The 18,181-nt window shown below is 63.0% G+C and carries 14 protein-coding genes; 2 read left to right on the forward strand and 12 right to left on the reverse strand.

Going from position 1 to position 18,181, the window contains the following annotated elements:
• Positions 1-120: 120 nt before the first annotated feature.
• The 10 genes from VNH11_11235 to rpmE all read right to left on the reverse strand — a co-directional run bounded on the left by VNH11_11235 (position 121) and on the right by rpmE (position 13,786).
• Positions 121-1,257, reverse strand: a complete 1,137-nt coding sequence (locus VNH11_11235) for an LLM class flavin-dependent oxidoreductase (GenBank protein HVA46930.1) — start codon at positions 1,255-1,257, stop codon at positions 121-123.
• 119 nt (positions 1,258-1,376) lie between these two features.
• On the reverse strand, positions 1,377-1,694 hold the full coding sequence (locus tag VNH11_11240; GenBank protein HVA46931.1) for a hypothetical protein: 318 nt from the start codon (positions 1,692-1,694) through the stop codon (positions 1,377-1,379).
• Positions 1,695-1,818: 124 nt separating this feature from the next.
• Positions 1,819-3,834, reverse strand: a complete 2,016-nt coding sequence (locus tag VNH11_11245; GenBank protein ID HVA46932.1) for a hypothetical protein — start codon at positions 3,832-3,834, stop codon at positions 1,819-1,821.
• Between the two features lie 184 nt (positions 3,835-4,018).
• The gene (locus tag VNH11_11250) at positions 4,019-5,728 is read right to left on the reverse strand and encodes a hypothetical protein (GenBank protein HVA46933.1); all 1,710 of its coding nucleotides are present in this window, start codon (positions 5,726-5,728) and stop codon (positions 4,019-4,021) included.
• Entirely contained in the window at positions 5,725-7,551 is a 1,827-nt protein-coding gene (locus tag VNH11_11255; protein ID HVA46934.1) for an ABC transporter permease, read from the reverse strand. Before VNH11_11255 ends, VNH11_11250 begins: the two co-directional genes overlap by 4 nt.
• A gap of 52 nt (positions 7,552-7,603) precedes the next feature.
• On the reverse strand, positions 7,604-8,545 hold the full coding sequence (locus VNH11_11260; GenBank protein ID HVA46935.1) for an ABC transporter ATP-binding protein: 942 nt from the start codon (positions 8,543-8,545) through the stop codon (positions 7,604-7,606).
• 282 nt (positions 8,546-8,827) lie between these two features.
• Entirely contained in the window at positions 8,828-9,502 is a 675-nt protein-coding gene (locus VNH11_11265; GenBank protein HVA46936.1) for a hypothetical protein, read from the reverse strand.
• Positions 9,503-11,153: 1,651 nt separating this feature from the next.
• Complete coding sequence (prmC, locus tag VNH11_11270) at positions 11,154-12,029, reverse strand: peptide chain release factor N(5)-glutamine methyltransferase (GenBank protein HVA46937.1); 876 nt, start codon at positions 12,027-12,029, stop codon at positions 11,154-11,156.
• 214 nt (positions 12,030-12,243) lie between these two features.
• Positions 12,244-13,323 (reverse strand): peptide chain release factor 1, encoded by a 1,080-nt coding sequence (prfA, locus tag VNH11_11275; GenBank protein ID HVA46938.1) that lies wholly within the window; start codon positions 13,321-13,323, stop codon positions 12,244-12,246.
• 196 nt (positions 13,324-13,519) lie between these two features.
• Positions 13,520-13,786 carry a 50S ribosomal protein L31 gene (rpmE, locus tag VNH11_11280; protein ID HVA46939.1) on the reverse strand — a complete coding sequence of 89 codons (267 nt, stop codon included), beginning with the start codon at positions 13,784-13,786 and terminating at the stop codon, positions 13,520-13,522.
• Positions 13,787-13,944: 158 nt separating this feature from the next.
• On the opposite strand from rpmE, the gene VNH11_11285 reads away from it, so the two are divergent.
• Both VNH11_11285 and VNH11_11290 read left to right on the forward strand, forming a co-directional pair.
• On the forward strand, positions 13,945-14,307 hold the full coding sequence (locus VNH11_11285) for a 4a-hydroxytetrahydrobiopterin dehydratase (GenBank protein HVA46940.1): 363 nt from the start codon (positions 13,945-13,947) through the stop codon (positions 14,305-14,307).
• A gap of 58 nt (positions 14,308-14,365) precedes the next feature.
• On the forward strand, positions 14,366-16,450 hold the full coding sequence (locus VNH11_11290; protein ID HVA46941.1) for an aryl-sulfate sulfotransferase: 2,085 nt from the start codon (positions 14,366-14,368) through the stop codon (positions 16,448-16,450).
• Here the strand turns inward: VNH11_11290 and VNH11_11295 are convergent.
• Both VNH11_11295 and VNH11_11300 read right to left on the reverse strand, forming a co-directional pair.
• The gene (locus VNH11_11295) at positions 16,416-17,816 is read right to left on the reverse strand and encodes an amidase (protein ID HVA46942.1); all 1,401 of its coding nucleotides are present in this window, start codon (positions 17,814-17,816) and stop codon (positions 16,416-16,418) included. The genes VNH11_11290 and VNH11_11295 overlap by 35 nt on opposite strands.
• 2 nt (positions 17,817-17,818) lie before the next feature.
• Positions 17,819-18,136 (reverse strand): hypothetical protein, encoded by a 318-nt coding sequence (locus tag VNH11_11300; protein ID HVA46943.1) that lies wholly within the window; start codon positions 18,134-18,136, stop codon positions 17,819-17,821.
• Positions 18,137-18,181 lie beyond the last annotated feature (45 nt).

Genomic DNA, 18,181 nt, shown 5'->3' on the forward strand with positions numbered 1-18,181 from the left:
GTTCAGAAACATTTGAATTGACCTTTGCCTGATGCCTGAAACCTGACGCCTGATGCCTGAAACCTGACGCCTCAAATGGTGGGCCGGCGCTCGCGAGCTCGCTGGTCCCACCCTACAATCTCACACGACCGCCGGTGCCGCTCCCACGGCCTTGTTCAGCGCCGGCATCAGCTCTCGCGCAAACAACTCCATGCTCCGCAGCCAGCTCGGCTTGTCGTCCCAGTCGTAGCTCATCAGCACCAGCGTGCCGAAGGTGCCGGTCTCTTCGATCAGGGCCAGCAAGCGGCGGAGCACTTCGTCGACGTCGCCGGCGATGATTTGCTCTTCCATCAAAAAGTCGAGGTTGCAATCGGCGTCGCTCATCTCCGGGTCGCGCTTGTAGATTTTGCGTCCCAGGCCGCGGTCGAAGAGCCTGCCGATGTATTCATAGTTGCGGCCGAGCGAATTCGTGCGGGCCAGGCGGCGGGCCTCCGACGTGCTGTCGGCCAAAAAGATCGAGCGGCAGACCTTCCAGTCGCTTCGCTGGGGCGTTCGCCCGGCGGCCAGCGCGGCCGCCGCGTAGGTAAGCCAGTGGTCGGCCACCACGTTGCCCGTCACCAGGCAATGGCTGAACGGCTGATAGCCGCGGGCGCCGGCCGTTTTCATCGTGGGCGAGTTGCGGCTCATGGCCGGCATGGCGATCGGCGGCAGCGGCCGCTGCAGCGGCCTGTGGACGAAGCCGATGCCGGTGTCGTAATCGACGTATTTCTTCAGGCTGATCTGCCAGAACTTGCCCTGGTATTCATAGGGCGGGTCCGACGACCAGAGATAGAGAATGATGTCGACCGCCTCATCGACCATGGCCTGGGCCTGCTTGGGGTCGATGCCATACAACTCCTGGTCGGCGGTGACGCTGCCGGCGCCGAAGCAGAGGTTCAACCGGCCTTTCGACAAGTGGTCGAGAAAAGCCAGCCGGCTGGCCACGTGCGCCGGATGATGTTGTTGCAAGCAGACGGGCGCCGCGCCCAGGCGAATCGAGCGGGTTTCGCCCAATGCCCGGCCGATGAAGATTTCGGGCATCACGATGGTTTCGTACTTCATCGTGTGATGCTCGCCGATCCAGAACTCGTCGAAGCCGAGTTCTTCGGCGCGGACGATCAGTTCCAGATCTTCGTCATAGCACTGGGCCAGCGGCTTGGCCGGGTCGTGGAACGGCATGATAAACATGCCATAGCGCACCGTGCCGCTGTCGCCGTTGGTCGAGGGGCCGTGTAACATCGCCTGGATCCTATGTGGCCGGATGAGCGAGAAGTGGCATCGTCGATGGCATCATCGCCCGCGCCCAAGCTAGACGCTGAGGGGACGCGAGTCAAGCAGTTGCCGTTCGCAGCGCCGAGCTAAACCGAGACGCTTTCGGGCGTCGTTGCGGGCTTCTGAAGCTGATGCGCCGGGACCCGCGGCGGCATGTGGACCCGCAACTGCCGGCAACGATCGAGCGCCCGCCGCGTGGCCGAAAGCATCTCGTCGGTGATGGCCTCCAACTGGCGCGCGTCGGACAGGGCGCGGCCCAGATCCTCTTTCGACTGCTGGGCCGTTGCCGATCGGTCGCGCGATTGCCGCCCGACCAGATAGCCGATCAAGGCCACGAACGCCAAAGCCATCGTCGCCGGGATGCCGGGAATCGGAAACCGATCGGCCAGATCAAAGAAATTCATTGTCGACGCCATGCAGGAAGGGTTGCTATTGATTTATAGCTCCGTTTCTCTCGCCGCCCGCCGTCGGAAAAAGACCGCACAATCGTCAAAAACGCCATCACCGTCGCGCCGGGGTACAGACAGCCTACTCCTCGCCCTGCTTCAACTGCCACGCTTCGTCAAAGAAACCGGCGGCGCTGACCTTGCCCGGCCAAAGGGCGTTGGGCGGCGTTTCCAGATCGATCACGGCCCAGTCGGGAAGCTTCGGCACTTGCCGGGCATTGTTCAGATACGCATAGTCGCGGAAGGTGAAGCCGCTGTTGAGCACCACGTAGCGCTCCGCATTCAACGGATTGGGGTATATGAGAATCAGAGCATGCCGATCGGCGGGAAAGCGCTGCTCGCCAACTTTGATCTCGCCCGTCTTCCACGAAATGGGCAAACGCTCGACGATCTTCGCCAGCACGCGGTTGCTCGCCGGATCGCCCCAGAGAACCAGGTTCGAATTGGCGATGTCGTCGTCCGTCACCTCGCTGTCTTGCTTGACCGGCGCGGCGCCGCGAAACTGCCGTCGCCAGTGTTCGATGGCGCGGTCCAATTCCGCCTGCGCCCATTTGCCGACCGCCGCGTGCCCGGCCTTCTGCGACGGCCGCACAAACAGAAACCGGTCCATGAACGCGTCGTCGATCGGCCCCTGCAAGTTGTGACGCTTGCGCAGTCCCTTGCGGGGCCGCGGGCCGGCCTCCCACTTGCCGTCGGCCAGGTGCAGATCGGCGTGCCACGAGCGGTCGCTCAGCGGCTGGGGCAGGAACACCTCCTGATTGTCAACAAAGGCCGAGATCGGCTGGTCGACGTCAAAGGGACACCACCCGGCGGGAAAGTCGAAGGCCAGATCGGTCACATTGTCGGCGGTCGCGTCGAGCGACGACGTATCGGCCAACTCCACCTCGACCGCGGAACGCTGCCAATGCTCGTTGATTCCTTCGATCGTGACCCAGCTCGTGCGGTTGTACTTGAGCGTATACGTCACCAGGTGAACGGCCGTGGGATGGCGATCGCGGCCCAGCTCCGCCAGACTGTTCATGCCCTGCTCGACTTCGGCGGCGGCTTGCGGATGATAACTGTGTGCGGTGCCGGGACCGATCACGTGCCGCAATCGAATGCCCGCTTCTTCCAGGGCCGCCGCCATCACGTCGGCCGCCTGCTTTTGGACGTCCTTTTCGCCGCTGTAGGCGATCGTCGGACAGTGAAACAGGTTGGGGGCCCAATCGTTACAGTCGTAAAGGTGAAACAGCCGGCGTTCGAACCAGGTGGGCTGCGCCGCTTCCTTCTGAAAATGACGCAGGAAGGCGGGCGTTTCGGCGAAGCCCGCGCCCGGATTGGCGGCGAACCAGCGATCGGCGTAATGCACGGCGAAATGCCAGCAGGCCGCGCCCCCCATCGAAAAGCCGCGGACGGAAATCAACTCGGGATCGACGCGATAACGCCGCTCGACATCGGCCAGGGCTTCGAGCACGTCCACCTCGCCCGCGAACTTGAACGCGTTGCAATAACGCCCGTAAGGGTGCAACACCAACGTGTCGCGCGGGGCAAACTGGCCCGCCTGCTTGCGCCGGCCCTGGATGAAGTTCAGCTCGCTGAGCGTCTCTCCCCGGCCGTGAAACCAGATGTCTAGCCGGTGACGGTACAGTCCTTTCGGCTCATAGGACTCCGGCACCACCAACCCGTAGGGCTGCACCGAGCCGTCGATGCGTGAGGCATAACCGCGCACGACAAGTCCGGTGGCCGTGCTCCAGGGCGCGTCGCCTTCGGCAAGTTGCCGGGCACGCTCCTGTCCCTCGCGCAGCAATTCCTCGGCGACGTCCAGTTCTTTGGCGTCGAAAAACTCGTTGAACTCCAAGGCGTCATGCACGGCCTTGGTATAGATTCGCACGTCGGGCAAAAGATCGCGGACGCGCGCCGCGGTCTGCTTGTCGAGCGAGGAGATTTGCTCTTCCAACGCCGCAAGCGCTTTTCGCAACCCCTCGGCACGTTCGGCGGGAACGTCGATTCCCGGCTTGGGAATGCGGCGGACGTTGTCTGGCACATTATCGGCCGGACCGTCGGCGCGTGCGAGGTTAGCGAGGCAAACAATCAGTAAGGAAGCGGCAGCGAGGCGCATAATGGCATCTCAGAAGACAGAACACGTTTTTAAGACGGTAGCCGCTGGCCGCGGGCTGTGCAAGCACTGCGTAGCCCGCTTGCTCCGCAAGCGGACCGGCTCGACGACAGGGTTGATCTTTCAGTACGTGAGGATCCTGCCGCGGAAAAAGGCCCTTGCGCTCACGGAGTGAGTGGGCTGCCACTCAGTCCTTCTTCGCTTCCGTCTTGTCTGCCTCCTTCTTCTCGGCTTCTTCTTTGCCCGTCGCTTCCTTGCCTACCTCCTCCTTAACGTCCTTGGTCTCTTGCGGGCTCCCGTCCTCTTCTTTGAGAACCTCTTCGAATTCCGGCGGCACCGGCAAGGCCTTGCGGACCATCATCGACCGGGCGACGTCTTTCAAAGGAAAGTCTTGAGGGAACGGCTCGTCGAGCTGGTGGAGCAAATCGAAGTATCCTTTGAAGGCTTCTTCGATCGAGGTGCCGCCGATCGTGTCGTCGCGCAAGTCGGGAAACTCGTCGATGACCTTTCGCCACTCGGCGAATCCTTTCTCGTAGGCCGCGCGCGCCTCTTCCCATTGCGTGTTCTCATAGAAATCCTTGCCCACGAAGATCAACCGGCGGGCTTCCAACGCCGGATCCGTCTTCTCGGCCAGGCACCGTGTCCGCCAATAGTTGAAGTTCACCGTATCTCGCTGGTGATTGATGAACTGGGCCAGATCGTAATCGCTCGACGCCTCGGCGGCCAACTTCTCGGCCTCCTCACGCTTCGACTCGTCGACGCGCGCGGACAGATCCTTGTGCGAAACGTTGAGCTTGACCGTGGCGCTGAAGGCCAGGTTGTTCTCTTCGAACGACCGCTCGTTGGCGGGCTTCTCGAGGGCCTCGCGCTCATCCGCGGGAAGTTTGGCCCGCCGCTCTTCGACGATTTTCTCCCGCAAGCCGGGTGCCAGCGCCTCGATCTGCTTCACCAATTCGTCCGCCTTGTGATGGAGCGATTCCTCATCATTCAAGCGGATCTCGATCCCGATGGTCGAAGGCATCCCCCGAGAGCCATATTTGTTCCAGTAATCGTCGGCCTCGGTCCAGGCGACCTTGGCCTTTTCCTCGAAGATGCCGTCTTCTTCCAGGTTCATGGCGTAATCGATCTGGCACATGGCCGGCTCGCTGAAGAAAATCAGCGGGTTCATGTGATGGATCGACCCGCGGCGGTCTTCCACCAGCGAGATGGCCCGGTAGTACCACTCTTGGCCGACCAGCCAGTTGTCGCGCCGGCTCAGGGGGCGGCCGGGATGCGTCGGCGGCTTGCGGCGTCCCTCATGGGCCGGGAATTCGTCGTCGTCATCTTCGTGGAACAGCCGGCGATATTGCACCTTTTCGTCGGCCACGCCCATTTTTTGAGCGGTGGTCCAGCCGACGTCGTAAACGAGCAGCGCTTCGCGGTCGTTATAGCGCATCCCTTCCAGCAACAGCTTGATGCCTTCCTTCACCCAATGGTAGCGGTCGTGGTAATCGTCCCACTCCACGGAAATGTTGTAAGACACGTTCCATGCCTGGTGCCGCCAGAACTTGTGGAAGTGCGGTTCCAGCTTGGTGAGCTGGTCGAGCGTCGCCTGCAGGCCGTCCCAGTCTTCCTTCATCTGCGCGGTCTTGGCTTTTTCCCACAACAGCGTGACGGCCACTCCGCGCAGGCCCAGCGTGGCCAGCTTGATCGTTTCGCCGGTGGGATCGATTTCTCCCAGGCTCGACGCGCCGATCTGGTCTTTCTCGCGCAACTGGGCCAGCTTGCCGCCCGAGCTGGCCTGCCGCTCGTTGCCCGCGGCCACGGTGGCCGGCTGGCTGTAGTACGACAACGGCACCAACAGAATGCCGATGCAAACGATATAAATGATCTTGCGAATGAACGAACGACGGTTCATTTCGCCACCTCGCGCATCTTGAAGAACAGGAATCCGAGAATCAACACCGGAATGACATAGCCCAGACCCATCGTGACGTGAATCGCCAGCAGGTCGAGCGGAATGTTAAAGCCATAGGAGACGTAGTCGACGTCGCTCAACGAGCTGAAATCGGGCAACACGCGCGCGGCCACAAAGATGGGCAGGCGGATCAGCCGGTCGCCCCACTGGGCCGTCAGCGTGGTGACGTTTCGCTCCAATTCGGAGGTCAAGTTCTCTTGGGTGACAATCCGGTAGAACGATTCCATCGGCCCGCCGCCCAACGAGCTGTTGTTGGCCAGGTTGCCTAGGAAATCGACGAAGTATCCGCCGACCATCGTGCCCAGGGTGGCCAGCAGGGCGACCGGGCCGTTCAAGAACGTGCTCCACATCACGCCCGCCGTCGTGATCAGCAGCATCTGCAGCCAGATCGCGACATAGCCCTTGACGAAGTTGACCCAAGGAATGCCTTCTCGCTTGAATAGGTACAGGTCGGGGCGGGCCATGCCAAAGAACTGCGCCCGCTCCAGGCAGTGGATCACGATATCGAGCTGGCCGTTCTCTGTAACGAGATCGCGAAACACGTCGATCTCTTTTTTGTCTTTGTCTTTGAACGTCAGCGGTATCTGGTGATGGTCGATCGAGAACTCCTTGGCCACAAAATTCTTGAGCAGGTAGCTGACCTTCGGATTGTCCGGATTCCGCAACGTGATCGAGCCGGAGATTCCCTTTTCGATATCTCCCTTGAAAGTGCGAAACACGCGCAGGGTCATATCGAGATTGATGCCGCCGGGAAAATCAGCCTGCCGCAGGCCCGAAAAGGTCCAGATGGCCGCCGCCGGGCTGCCGCCTTCGATGTAGCTGCGGTAGCCCCACTCGTTACCGACGTTGATTCCTTTGTCCGTCGGCCGGCCAGCGCGGTCGACGAAGGCCAGCTTGCCATAAAGGGGCACGCGGGCCTTGAGCTGACCGAGCGGTTTGCCCACGAGATACTCGGTCTGCCCGTCGCGCGTGACGGCGGTCACTTCGTGTTTGTGGTCCTGCGCGGATTCGGTAAGGCCGTGCCCGGTCTCGTCGAGCAACACCACTTCGTGGCGGTGTTCGCGCGTCACACTTGTGCGGCCTTGTTTGCCCGGCCGGGGCGCGCCGCCAGGGCCCGGCGAGCGCGGAGCCAGGTCGTCCGCCGTCAACTCATGGGTGTGATCGAGCGTCCGCACGACAAACAGGTAACTCGCCCCGCACATCACCACCAAGAGCGCGGTGCTCACCGCGGCGAAGCCGACCGCGCGGCCGAGCACGATTTCGGTGGGCCGCACCGGCTTGGTGACGATGGTGTAAATGGTCTTGTTTTGAATGTCGGCCGGCAAAGAGAACGCGCTGAGGACGAGCGCCATGAACAAGATGAGGTAGCTCGTGGCCGTCAAAACAAAGCTCAAGTAGAGTTCGGCCGGATCGGTCTTGCCGGGATTCAAGAACCAGCCGGCGAACAGCAAAATCAGCACGAAAACGATAAATCCCGCCAGCACGCGGCGGCGAATCGACTCTTGCACCGCCAGCTTGGCCAGGGCGAACACGCGCCGCGGCGAGGTGTGTGCCAGATCGTCCACCAGACTGACCAGCGACCTGAAGATCAAGTCGCCCGCTTTCATCGGTCCATTGCGGACCGAAGAGATGATCCAGGCCACAAACAGGCTGGCGACGATGAACAGCACCACCGTCAACAGCCAAATCCAGAAGGCGCCGGGAGTGGTTCCGGCGGAAAAGAGCCACTCGAAGTACGGCGGATACGGGTTTTCCAGGACCATGATGAACGAGAAAAGGGAAAAGTAGTTGGCACGAACCGGGACGAAGGTCTTTTTAGCCTTCCACGCGCGCTCGCCGGCCGGGCCGCGCCTCGGCGTCTTGCACGATGCTCAGGAACAGCTCTTCGAGCGTGCTGGTCGGGTTGTCCATCGAGACCAGCGACCCGCTGTGCCGGGCAATGACCGCTTTGATTTCTTCTTTGGCGGCGTCGCTCAAGCCCGAAGCCCGGATTTCCGTCACGTCGCGGATTTTGAGCAGGCTGTCGACGCGGCCCAGCTCCTTCAACTCGCCCTGGTGCAGAATGGCGATGCGGTCGCAGACGTCCTGCACGTCGGCCAGAAGGTGACTGCACATCAGCACGGTCTTGCCTTTGTCGCGCAGGTCGAGAATCAGGTCTTTCATCTCGCGGCAGCCGATCGGATCGAGGCCCGTGGTCGGCTCGTCGAGCACGATCAACTCCGGGTCGTTAATCAATGCCTGGGCCAGACCGATGCGCCGCGTCATGCCTTTGGAATACTCTTTGAGCTGACGCCGCTTGGCCCAGTCGAGCTTGACCAGATGGATCAACTCGCCGGTCCGCTGGCGGCGCAGGTCGGCCGGCATATCGAACAGTCGGCCGTAAAAGTCGAGCGTTTCTTCGGCGTTCAAAAAGCGGTAGAGATACGACTCTTCCGGCAGATAGCCGATGCGTTCGTTTTTGGTGACGTCGGAGGCGTCTTTGCCGAAGACGAGCGCCTGGCCGCTGGTGGGAAAGAGCAGGCCCAAGAGCAGCTTGATGGTGGTAGTTTTGCCCGACCCGTTGGGACCGAGCAGCCCGAAGATTTCGCCGCGCCGCACTTCCAGGTCGAGTGCCTTGAGGGCGCGGACCTTTTGCCGCCCCCAAAAGTCTCGGTAGATCTTGGAGAGGTTTCTGGTTTCGACGACGACGTCGGTTTTCGCGTCGGCCGGCGATGAGACCGCGGGATCGAGGACCGCCTGAGATGCCATGGACAAAATGCCTTACGATGGGAAGCGTAGAGATAAAACGGGCCCGAATTGCATGTCTTACGCAGACGCCGTGGTTTCGGTTCGCCGGCCGTTCAAAATAAGGCCGTTGGCCCGAAGACGACCCGATCGGCGTGCCCACTGCCGGCGCCCGACGCGCAGCATGCGCCGTCTTGGCGACGGCCGGATCGCCCCTGTCGATCATGCAAGAACGTGCCAGAACCCACTATAAGGCACCTGCCGGGCGGATTCAAGCGGCCGTACTTTCAGATCGTGTTTTGCGGCAATCATCGCTTAGCTCCTTTCCGCGGCTTGCGGTCCGGCGGCGGAAACGTCGATGATTTGCGGCGCGGTCTGCCCGGCGACCTGCCGCACGACTTGCCCCAGCCGGGCGTGCGCTTCGCGCACGCGGCCGTAAATGAACGACAGGTGCGAGTTGGGCACGGGAATTCCGCGCAGCTCGTCGAGCACCGATTGCAGCGTGGCCATCGCGTCTTGCAGCGCGCCGGTGGCCCGCGACCGCTCGATGACGGGCCCGCCGTCGGCCGGCGCCGGCCGCGCGGCGCGCTGCGCCTTGGGCGGCTTCGCGGTTTTGGGCGGCGTTGCGTCATTGGCGGTGGCCGCCTGCCCGCCCGACAGGATGCAACTCAGGGCCTTGATGGCCGAGCGTTGCGAGGTGAGGGCCTGGGCCGGCGCGCGGGCCTTCAACAGTTCCCAGTGCAGTGCCAGCCGCATATAGATTTGGGCCGACCGCTGCGAACCGTGGAAACCTTCCAGGAAACGCTCGAACGCGGCATCGTCGCACATTTCACGGGCACGGACCAGCGCCGCCCCGGCCCGCACGATAGGCTCGACGGCGTTCCGGGCATTTCGTTCGGCACGCGAAAACTCGCTGTTGGCCATCCGGGCCAGTTCCTCCAGGCTGCTCGGCAGGTGGATTCCTGAAACGGTCAATGGGTTCTTCGCCATCGCACATTCTCCTTGCAAAACAACAGTTAATGAATAGTCGTCATACCGATAAATGTACATAAGCGTCTTAAAGTTGTGTTGCTCGCCCACACCAACCCGAAGCGCAAGTTTTGGTGTTGCGCTTTCGACCGCCGCGGAGCGGCGACGGAGTCTAGCCGTGGGTGCCAACCCACGGAAAACAGGCCGAAATGCCTTGGGAAGCCGCGGAGCGGCGGCGGAAATTGGCGCCAGGCTCCGCCGCCGCTCCGCGGCTAACCCATTCCGGCCGATACGAACCGTGGGCTGGCGCCGGCTGGCGCCCACGGCTAAACACCGTCGCCGCTCCGCGGCGGTCCGTAATTCGCGCAACATTGAAAAGCGCAAGCGAGGAAATGGCGCGATTTGCCTCGCTGGCGCTTGGGGTTTGTGTCTCGTCGCACCGCAGCAACACAACTTTAAGACACTGCCCGATGGCCGCCGAGCGCGCTGCGCCTCGCGATCCGACACTGACATGTCCGTGAACAAGGCTCTTGGCTTCGACGACGGCCCCGCCGCTGTGTCGCGCAGCGCGCTGCGCGGTCCGAACGGGGCGTTCCGTTTGCTTGGCGACCGACGAAATCGGTCCGTCAGCCCGTGCCTGCCGCCTGCGCCAACCGCGCAGCGCGCTGCGCGTCGCGACGGTTTTCGTCACATGGCACAGCGATCGCTTGCCGGCGAACACCCCTCTGCTGGTCACCGAGGCGCAGCGCGCTGCGCGTCGCGTTATCATTCCACCCGACAGTATTTGTGTCGTGGAAGCCGTAACGTCTTGGAGCATAGTGGGTTGCGTCTCCGGCTGGGTAAAGTTTCGCCGAACCCGGTACGCAGGCGCCCTACACCAACCCGAAGCGCCAGCGAGGAACGTGAAAAAGGCGGCAAAACCTCGCTTTGGAGCCGTTTCTCGACTTCGAACTGGCGGCCGACGAAACCGCCTGGATTCGCAACTTCCGCGCCTGGGTGCGCGAGCGGTTCCTTCACGAAAAGGCTTGAAGCGGGCCGCAGGGTCAGTGGACCATCGGCACCGGGGAGATTCGCCGTTAGGGCGCGCGCTGATTCCTTCTCAGCCTCCTTGCAGGCAAGGCTCTCTTCGCCGCAGCGCTTTGATTAAGGAACGCCAGTACTTTTTCTGGATCGTAATGGTCTCCGTCTTCGAGATTTTGGCTGGCCTGGGCCGTGATCTCGGGCCGCTGGGTCTTGTGTTTACGATGCGCGCACCATGCATGCCAACGTGAGCCAGCCCGCGAGGGTCGATACCGTCTACGCTAGAAGGTGCGCCCGCCGTGAATGGGGATGGAGATTCCATCAACGCCGTTAGCGGGCGACCCACCTAGGCGTCCTTCGCGCCACAGTGTTGGTTGTTGCACCCGGCCTTGGCGCGTTAGCTTCTAGGAAACGCGACGGTCGGCAGGGTTGCAAACCTGTTGGCCAAGCGATCCGGAGTTTCCGCGCCTGGGTGCGCGAGCTTGGCCTTCGCGCTGGTTCTCTGGGCACCATCCGCCAAGGCTGAAGTTGATGTACCGGAAAGTCACCGCGTCGCCGTCCTTTCGTTCTCAGACTACGCCGAATTCAAGCGCGACCTGGAATATCTGAGCACGCTTTCTGGCGATCTCACGGAGTACCGACTGCTCCCACCCTACGCACTCCGCTGGGCCTGAATCACACGGCCTAGCCCGGCCAGGTCTTTCACAGTCGGCCCCAACTGCAGCCGGGCGTCGCCCGACACCAACTCGCGGACCGGGCGCTCGATCTGCGGACTGATTTCCATCAGCAACCAACCGCCCGGCGTCAGCCGTTCGGCCGCTTGCGGAATCAATCGGGCAATCACCTCGGTGCCGCGCGGGCCGGCCACAAGCGCGCCGCGCGGTTCGTAGTCGCGGATGTCGCGCGACAGCTTGTCGATCTCGCCCTCGGCCACGTAGGGCGGATTGGAGACGATGTAATCAAACGTCTTCTCCGCAGGCACGGCGGCAAAAAGGTCGCTTTCCATAAACTCAATTCGATCGCTCACCGCGTGGTCGTCCGCGTTCGCCGACGCCACCGCCAGCGCCGTGGGGCTGACGTCGATGGCCAACACGCGACTGGCCGCCAGCCATTTGGCGGCGCAGACCGCAACCACGCCGCTGCCCGTCCCCACGTCGGCAACCTGCCACTGGCTCTCGGCGGGCACGGCCAAATCCAGCAGTCGCATCACCACAAATTCCGTTTCGGGCCGTGGGATGAGCACCTCGGGCGTGACGCGAAAGGGGAGCGAGTAGAACTCGCGCCGACCCACCAGATAAGCCACCGGCATCCCTTCGGCGCGCCGCCGCACCAACTCGCGAAACGCGGTGCGGGGCGCTTCGCCGGGCACGTCTTCGAACGAGGCATAAAGCTGGATCCGCGGGCAGCCGAGCACCTCCGCCAGCAACACCTCGGCGTCGAGCCGAGGGCTATCGGCCCCGTGCTGCTTCAAGTAGTTGGTCGTCCACTGCAGGAGACGCCCAACGGTCCAGGTTTCGCTTGGAGGCATGCAAACAGAGTAACGGAAAAAGGATGAGGGATAAAGGACGGGGGATGGTGGCTGGGGCAGAAGCTGGCCGGGGCGCGCTCGCGCAATCCCCAAGACGCCGTCGGCCAGCGATGCCCCGGTGGTGCTGCCACCGGGGCATCGCTTGGCCGCCGGGCCTGCCGGCAAATCCAGCCCCGCCCGGCCAAGCTCTGCCCCAGCCACGATCCCTCATCCCTCATCTCTCATCCAGCGCGCCCATTTCCGACCGTTGCTGCTGTCGATCATATTCGACGCAGGCGTCGAGCACGGGCTGCAGATTGCCGGCCAGGATGCTGTCGAGCTTGTAGAGCGTGAGATTGATGCGATGGTCGGTGACGCGGTTGTCGGGAAAGTTGTAGGTGCGAATGCGCTCGCTGCGGTCGCCGGAGCCGACGAGCGTCTTGCGCTCGTGGGCACGCTTGGCGTGCTCCTGCGCGCGTTTGTGTTCCAGCAGCCGGCTTTTGAGCACGCGCAGGGCCTTGGCCTTGTTCTTGTGCTGGCTCTTCTCGTCCTGGCACTGCACGACGATGCCGCTTTCATAATGCGTCAGTCGAACCGCCGACTGCGTCTTGTTCACGTGCTGCCCGCCGGGTCCGCTCGCCGAGAAAAGGTCGAGCCGATAATCCTCCGGCTTCAAGTCGATCTCGACGTCTTCCGGTTCGGCCAGCACGGCCACCGTCGCGGCCGAGGTATGGATGCGTCCTTTGGCTTCGGTCTGGGGCACGCGCTGCACGCGGTGCCCGCCGCTCTCATAGCGCATCAGCCGATAGACGTCTTCGCCTTCCAGCCCCAGATAGATTTCTTTGAATCCGCCCAGTTCAGTGGGACTCAGGTCGAGCACTTCGACCTTCCAGCCCCTCTGCTCGGCATAATGCCGATACATTTCATAAAGGTCGCGCGCGAAGAGCGCGGCTTCGTCGCCTCCGGTGCCGGCGCGGATTTCCATTACGCACTTGGCGCGATTGGCGTCTTCTCCGCCCACGGTCATATCCAGCAGCTCGTCCCACAGCGTTTCGCGCTCGGCCCGCAGGTTGGGCAGCTCGGCCTCGGCCAGCTCGCGCAGTTCGGCGTCGCCGTCGGCGATCATCTCGTTGGTATCGCTGATCTGCTTGTTCAGATCGAGAAAATGGCGGTACTTCATGGCCAGCTTGGCCAGCGACCCGCGTTCGCGGGCGACCGCCGCCATCTGGCTCGAATTGGTGAGCACCGCCGGATCGAGCAGCTTGCGATCGAGCTCCTCGAAGCGGGCCAGTTTTTCGTCTAGTAGTTCGCGCATGGTAGTAGAAAATCGTAGGGTGGGACCAGCGAGCTTGCGAGCGCAGGCCCACCGTTAGACGCATGGTGTACTTGCGCTGTGTCTTGGTCCCGTCCGTCGTCCTTTACGGTGGGCCTGCGCTCGCAAGCTCGCTGGTCCCACCTTACGCCAGAGAGCGTTAGGCATTATCCAAATGCACAGGGAGACGATGCGGCCGCTAAGCTTCGCCGGTTTCCACCGTCGCGGCTTTGGCCGTTTTCTTGTCGCGCTTCAAACTGGCATAACCCGCCGTGGCAAACTTGTTCTTGAACTTCTCGATCCGTCCGGCCGTGTCGACGTATTTCAGCTTGCCCGTGTAAAAGGGATGGCAAGCGCTGCAGATATCGACCTTCAGTTCGGGCATGGTGCTGCGCGTGGTGAACGAGTTGCCGCAACCGCACTTGACGGTGGTCTCGAAATACTTGGGGTGGATTCCCTTTTTCATGGCACTCGCTCCGTTCGTATGGCGGCCGCTGCGGGGGAAATGCGCGGCCCGCCGTTTGCTCGCTCTTGACAGTTTGGTCAAACGCATAATTCTACTGATAGCCGCCGCGGGCGGCAAGAGGGGCCAAACTGCCTACCAACAACCGGAGGAGGTGTGTCATGCAGACGCAGACCGTAGACCAATTGACCCAGAAGAAGTGCCAGCCATGTGAAGGGGGCGTCGAGCCTTATAGCCTGCAGGAATCCAAGGCCCAGCTCGAAAAACTCGCGGGCTGGCGGCTGACCCACGATGGCCAGCGGATTCGCAAAGAGTGGACGGCCAAGAATTTCATGGTCGCCATCGACTTTTTCAACCGCATCGCCGAGATCGCCGAGGCCGACGGCCACCATCCCGACCTGCACTTGGAAAGTTATCGCAAGGTGGCCGTCGAGCTCTGGACGCACGCCATCGGCGGACTGTCGGAGAACGACTTCATTCTGGCCGCGAAGATCGATCGCCTGCCGATCGAGCTGAAAAAGTGACCGGCCGAATCCTGATGTACACTTCAATGGTGTTTGACAATGCGTGCGGAACCATGAGATGCCAAGCAGATTTCCCGGCCCAAACCTCATTCTCCGCTTGCGGAGCAAGCGGGCTACGGTGCGAACGATCGTTGCCGCCTCGGCCCTGCTGAGTCTGGCAAGCTTGGGCCGGCCGACAAACGGTCTTCAGGCATTCGCCGACGACGACGCGCAACCGTCCGGCGTCGATGTGTTCTCGTTCGATTTCGACGACTCACGGGCGTTTCCGGGCTATAACCTGATGTCGCCGCTCAATTCCAACCGCACGTACCTGTTCGACCTGCGGGGACGTGTGGTGCGCACCTGGGAGAGCGATTGTTCGCCGGCGCTGTGCGCTTATCTGCTCGACAACGGCCATGTGCTGCGCGGCGGCGCCATCGGCAACGAGTCTCAGGTGTTCGGCCCCGGTCCGGGCGTCGGCGGACGCGTGCAAGAATTCACCTGGGAGGGCGAGCTGGTCTGGGACTTTCCTTTTTATAACGCCAGGCAGATTCAGCATCACGACGTCGCCCCCCTGCCCAATGGCAACGTGCTGATGATCGTCTGGGACCGAAAAACGCGCCAAGAAGCCCTGGCCGCGGGCCGCCGCCCGGAACTGACCAGCGACAGTCATCTGCTCGTCGATTCGCTCGTCGAAATCAGGCCCACCGGCAAGACCACAGGTGAAGTGGTGTGGGAGTGGCACTTGTGGAATCACCTGGTGCAGGATTTCGACGGCGGCAAGCCGAATTACGGCAACGTGGCCGAGCACCCGGAGTTGGTCGACCTGAATTACGTCGAGGACGCGCTGGCGCCGCTGGCGGTCTCCAGAGACGCGGCCGACAAGCTGAAAAGCGTGGGCTACATCGGGGCCAAGGCGGCACGGGGCAGGCCGCGCGCCAACCCCGATTGGACGCACGCCAACAGCGTGGCCTACAACGCGGCTCTCGATCAGGTGGTCGTCAGCGTTCACAACTTCAACGAGTTCTGGATCATTGACCACAGCACGACCACCGCCGAGGCCGCCGGTCACACGGGCGGCCGCGGCGGCAAAGGCGGCGATCTGCTTTATCGCTGGGGCAATCCACGCGCCTATCGCGCCGGAAAGAAGGCAGATCAAAAGCTGTTCGGCCAGCACAACGCCCATTGGATCGACAAGGGCCTGCCCGGCGAAGGGCACGTGCTGGTGTTCAACAACGGCGGCAATCGTCCCGACGGCAGCTATTCGTCGGTCGATGAGTTGGTTTTGCCGGTCGATTCGCAGGGGCGATACCCGCGCCGGCCGGGTGCCGCTTATGGACCGGGCGGTCCGGTGTGGAGCTACACGGCGCCGAAAAAGACCGACTTCTATTCGTTCTTCATTTCCGGCGCCCAGCGTCTGCCGAACGGAAACACGCTGATCTGTTCCGGCGCCGAGGGCGTCCTCTTCGAGGTGACGCCGAAGAAAGAAGTCGTCTGGAAATTCACCAACCCGGTCAAGGGCGACCGGGGACCGTGGGGCGGCTTCGGCCCGGCCCCGCGGCCCGGCCAGGTTCTTACGCCGATCGTGCGAGCGCTGCTGGCGATTTCTCCGGAGCAGGCCGCGCAGCTCGACGCCGTGCAGCAAGACGTGGACCGTCGTCTGGCCGAGGTTCTCAGGGCCGATCAAACGCAACAGCTCGACGAGCCGCAGCCGCAGGGGCCTGGCCGCCTTGGTCCTTCTTACCAGGCCGGTCAGGTGTTGGCGGCCGCGGACGAGCGCCGCCTGAACCTTTCCGACGAGCAACAGAACGAATTGGCCGCGCTGCAAAAAGACGTCGACAGGCAGCTCAAAAAGATTTTGACGGTGGAGCAACGCCAGCAGACCCAGAGCGGATTCGCGCTGCCGGATTCCGTGCCGGACGGCGCGCATGTCGCCGGCGGTCCGTCTCGACCCGGCCAGCCGTCGCCACCGGTTGTACAAGGCGCGTCGAACTCGTCGGACGCGATGCCGGTATTTCGCGTTTACCGTTGCGCGGCGAATCATGCCGGTCTGGCCGGCAAGAATCTCGTTCCGGGCAAGACCATCGAAGAGCTGGAGGCGAGCGAGCCGGATTCACCAGACCGGCCTTTCATTCCTCAGGCCGCCGGCGATGCCAGTCGGTGATCTCTTGATACTTACGTGCAACCGCCAATATTCGATTCTCGTCAAAGGCACGGCCGACGAATTTCAGGCCGGTCGGCAGACCCCGCTCGCCAAAACCGTTGGGCACCGTGATTGCCGGGATGCCGGCGGCATTTTCCGCCCCCCCGAGCTCGCGGCTTCCCCAGCGGCGATGATACTCGCTGAACGGCTTGTCGATCGGGCCGGCCACCGTCGCCAAAGTCGGCGCCAGCAAGGCGTCGAAGGGCGCCAGCCAGGCGTCGATGGCTTGCTGAATCTTGCGGCGAATTCGCTGGGCGTTGATGTAGTCTTTGGCCGGAATGAACAACGCGGCATGCGCGCCCCAGCGGTCTTCCGGAGCCGTCATCTCCCAAATGTCGCCGCTTTTCACCAGACCCTCGAACGCCGCCGCCATCTCGCAGGAAATGATCGTGCCCGACACCGTGCCATAAGGAAGATCGGGCAGGTCGATTTCGGTGCAGGTGGCCCACGGCGCGAGTCGCTCGACGGCCGCTTCGTAGTTTGCCTTGACCTCGGGCTGAACGCGCTCCGTCGCGTCTTTCAGCACGGCCAATCGGAACGGCGGCCGGTGAGGGTCGTCGGGCGGATAGCTGTATTCCCGCTGGCTGCACGTGGGATCGAGCGGGTCGGCGCCGGCGATGGCCGCCAGCACCAGTCCGCAGTCGTCGGCCGTGCGGGTCATCGGCCCCAGTTTGTCCATCGTCCAACTGAGCGCCATGGCGCCGTGCCGGCTGACGCGGCCGTAGGTCGGGCGCAGGCCGGTGATGCCGCAGTAGCAGGCCGGGGTCATGATCGAACCCCAGGTCTCGGAGCCGATGGCGAACGGCACGGCGCCGATGCCGACGGCCGAACCCGGCCCGCTCGACGAGCCGCCGCTCCAGGCTTGCCGATTGAAAGGGTTCAAACCGGGACCGGTAAACGACGCATGCGCCTGGTCGTAGCCCAGCCCGCCGGCGATCTCGACCATCGCCAGTTTGGCGATGAGCACGGCCCCGGCCTCTCGCAGCCGGTGGATGACCGTGGCGTCTTCGTCGATCATCTGTTCTTTCAGCGGCGCGGCGCCCCAGGAGGTGGCAATGCCGCGCGTCGCGAGCAGGTCCTTGGCGCCGTAGGGGATGCCGTGCAAGGGCCCGCGATCGCGGCCGGCGCGCAGCTCGGCGTCGGCCTGCCGGGCCTGATCGAGTGCCAATGCTTTCGTCACGGTAACGACGGCGTTGAGCGGCTTCGCCAGCCGCTCGAGGCGGTCCAGAAAGAACTCCGCCAACTCCGCGGCGGTGTACTCGCCTCCCCGCAGAAGCCCGCCCAGTTCGCGAATCGTCGCCCAAGCGGCGTTGGCGGGCACAGCCACGTTCAGCCCTCCAACCGCCAGGCCGAGAACGTCGGCGCCGGCTCATCGGCATTGGTCAAGGCAAAGGCGCTCAGTCGCGCGGAGCGTTGCAAATTGACTTCCAGGTCGCCGTGAAGCTGTTCGAGATGCTCGCGCTGAAGCTGTTCAGGGTCGACGCGCCGGACGAGCTCCAGCAAGAGCTCGATGTGCGGCACCGACGACAGATCGGCGGTGGCTGCCTTTGGGTCGTCAGCGGAAGCGGCCGTGCCCGCGGTGAGCCCAGCGGCACCGCCGGCCAGGCACCTCACAAACGCACGTCGATGGATGTCACTGGGCGTCATGATGATACCGTAAAGAAGCCGACTGCGAAATCGATCTTCGAAGCC

Source organism: Pirellulales bacterium (assembly GCA_035533075.1).
Classification (GTDB): domain Bacteria; phylum Planctomycetota; class Planctomycetia; order Pirellulales; family JAICIG01; genus DASSFG01.

Coding starts and splice junctions, on each gene's coding strand:
- VNH11_11235 (HVA46930.1), bottom strand. CDS start 1,257: ATGTTACACGGCCCCTCGACCAACGGCGACAGCGGCACGGTGCGCTAT.
- VNH11_11240 (HVA46931.1), bottom strand. CDS start 1,694: ATGAATTTCTTTGATCTGGCCGATCGGTTTCCGATTCCCGGCATCCCG.
- VNH11_11245 (HVA46932.1), bottom strand. CDS start 3,834: ATGCGCCTCGCTGCCGCTTCCTTACTGATTGTTTGCCTCGCTAACCTC.
- VNH11_11250 (HVA46933.1), bottom strand. CDS start 5,728: ATGAACCGTCGTTCGTTCATTCGCAAGATCATTTATATCGTTTGCATC.
- VNH11_11255 (HVA46934.1), bottom strand. CDS start 7,551: ATGGTCCTGGAAAACCCGTATCCGCCGTACTTCGAGTGGCTCTTTTCC.
- VNH11_11265 (HVA46936.1), bottom strand. CDS start 9,502: ATGGCGAAGAACCCATTGACCGTTTCAGGAATCCACCTGCCGAGCAGC.
- prmC (HVA46937.1), bottom strand. CDS start 12,029: ATGCCTCCAAGCGAAACCTGGACCGTTGGGCGTCTCCTGCAGTGGACG.
- prfA (HVA46938.1), bottom strand. CDS start 13,323: ATGCGCGAACTACTAGACGAAAAACTGGCCCGCTTCGAGGAGCTCGAT.
- rpmE (HVA46939.1), bottom strand. CDS start 13,786: ATGAAAAAGGGAATCCACCCCAAGTATTTCGAGACCACCGTCAAGTGC.
- VNH11_11285 (HVA46940.1), top strand. CDS start 13,945: ATGCAGACGCAGACCGTAGACCAATTGACCCAGAAGAAGTGCCAGCCA.
- VNH11_11290 (HVA46941.1), top strand. CDS start 14,366: ATGCCAAGCAGATTTCCCGGCCCAAACCTCATTCTCCGCTTGCGGAGC.
- VNH11_11300 (HVA46943.1), bottom strand. CDS start 18,136: ATGACGCCCAGTGACATCCATCGACGTGCGTTTGTGAGGTGCCTGGCC.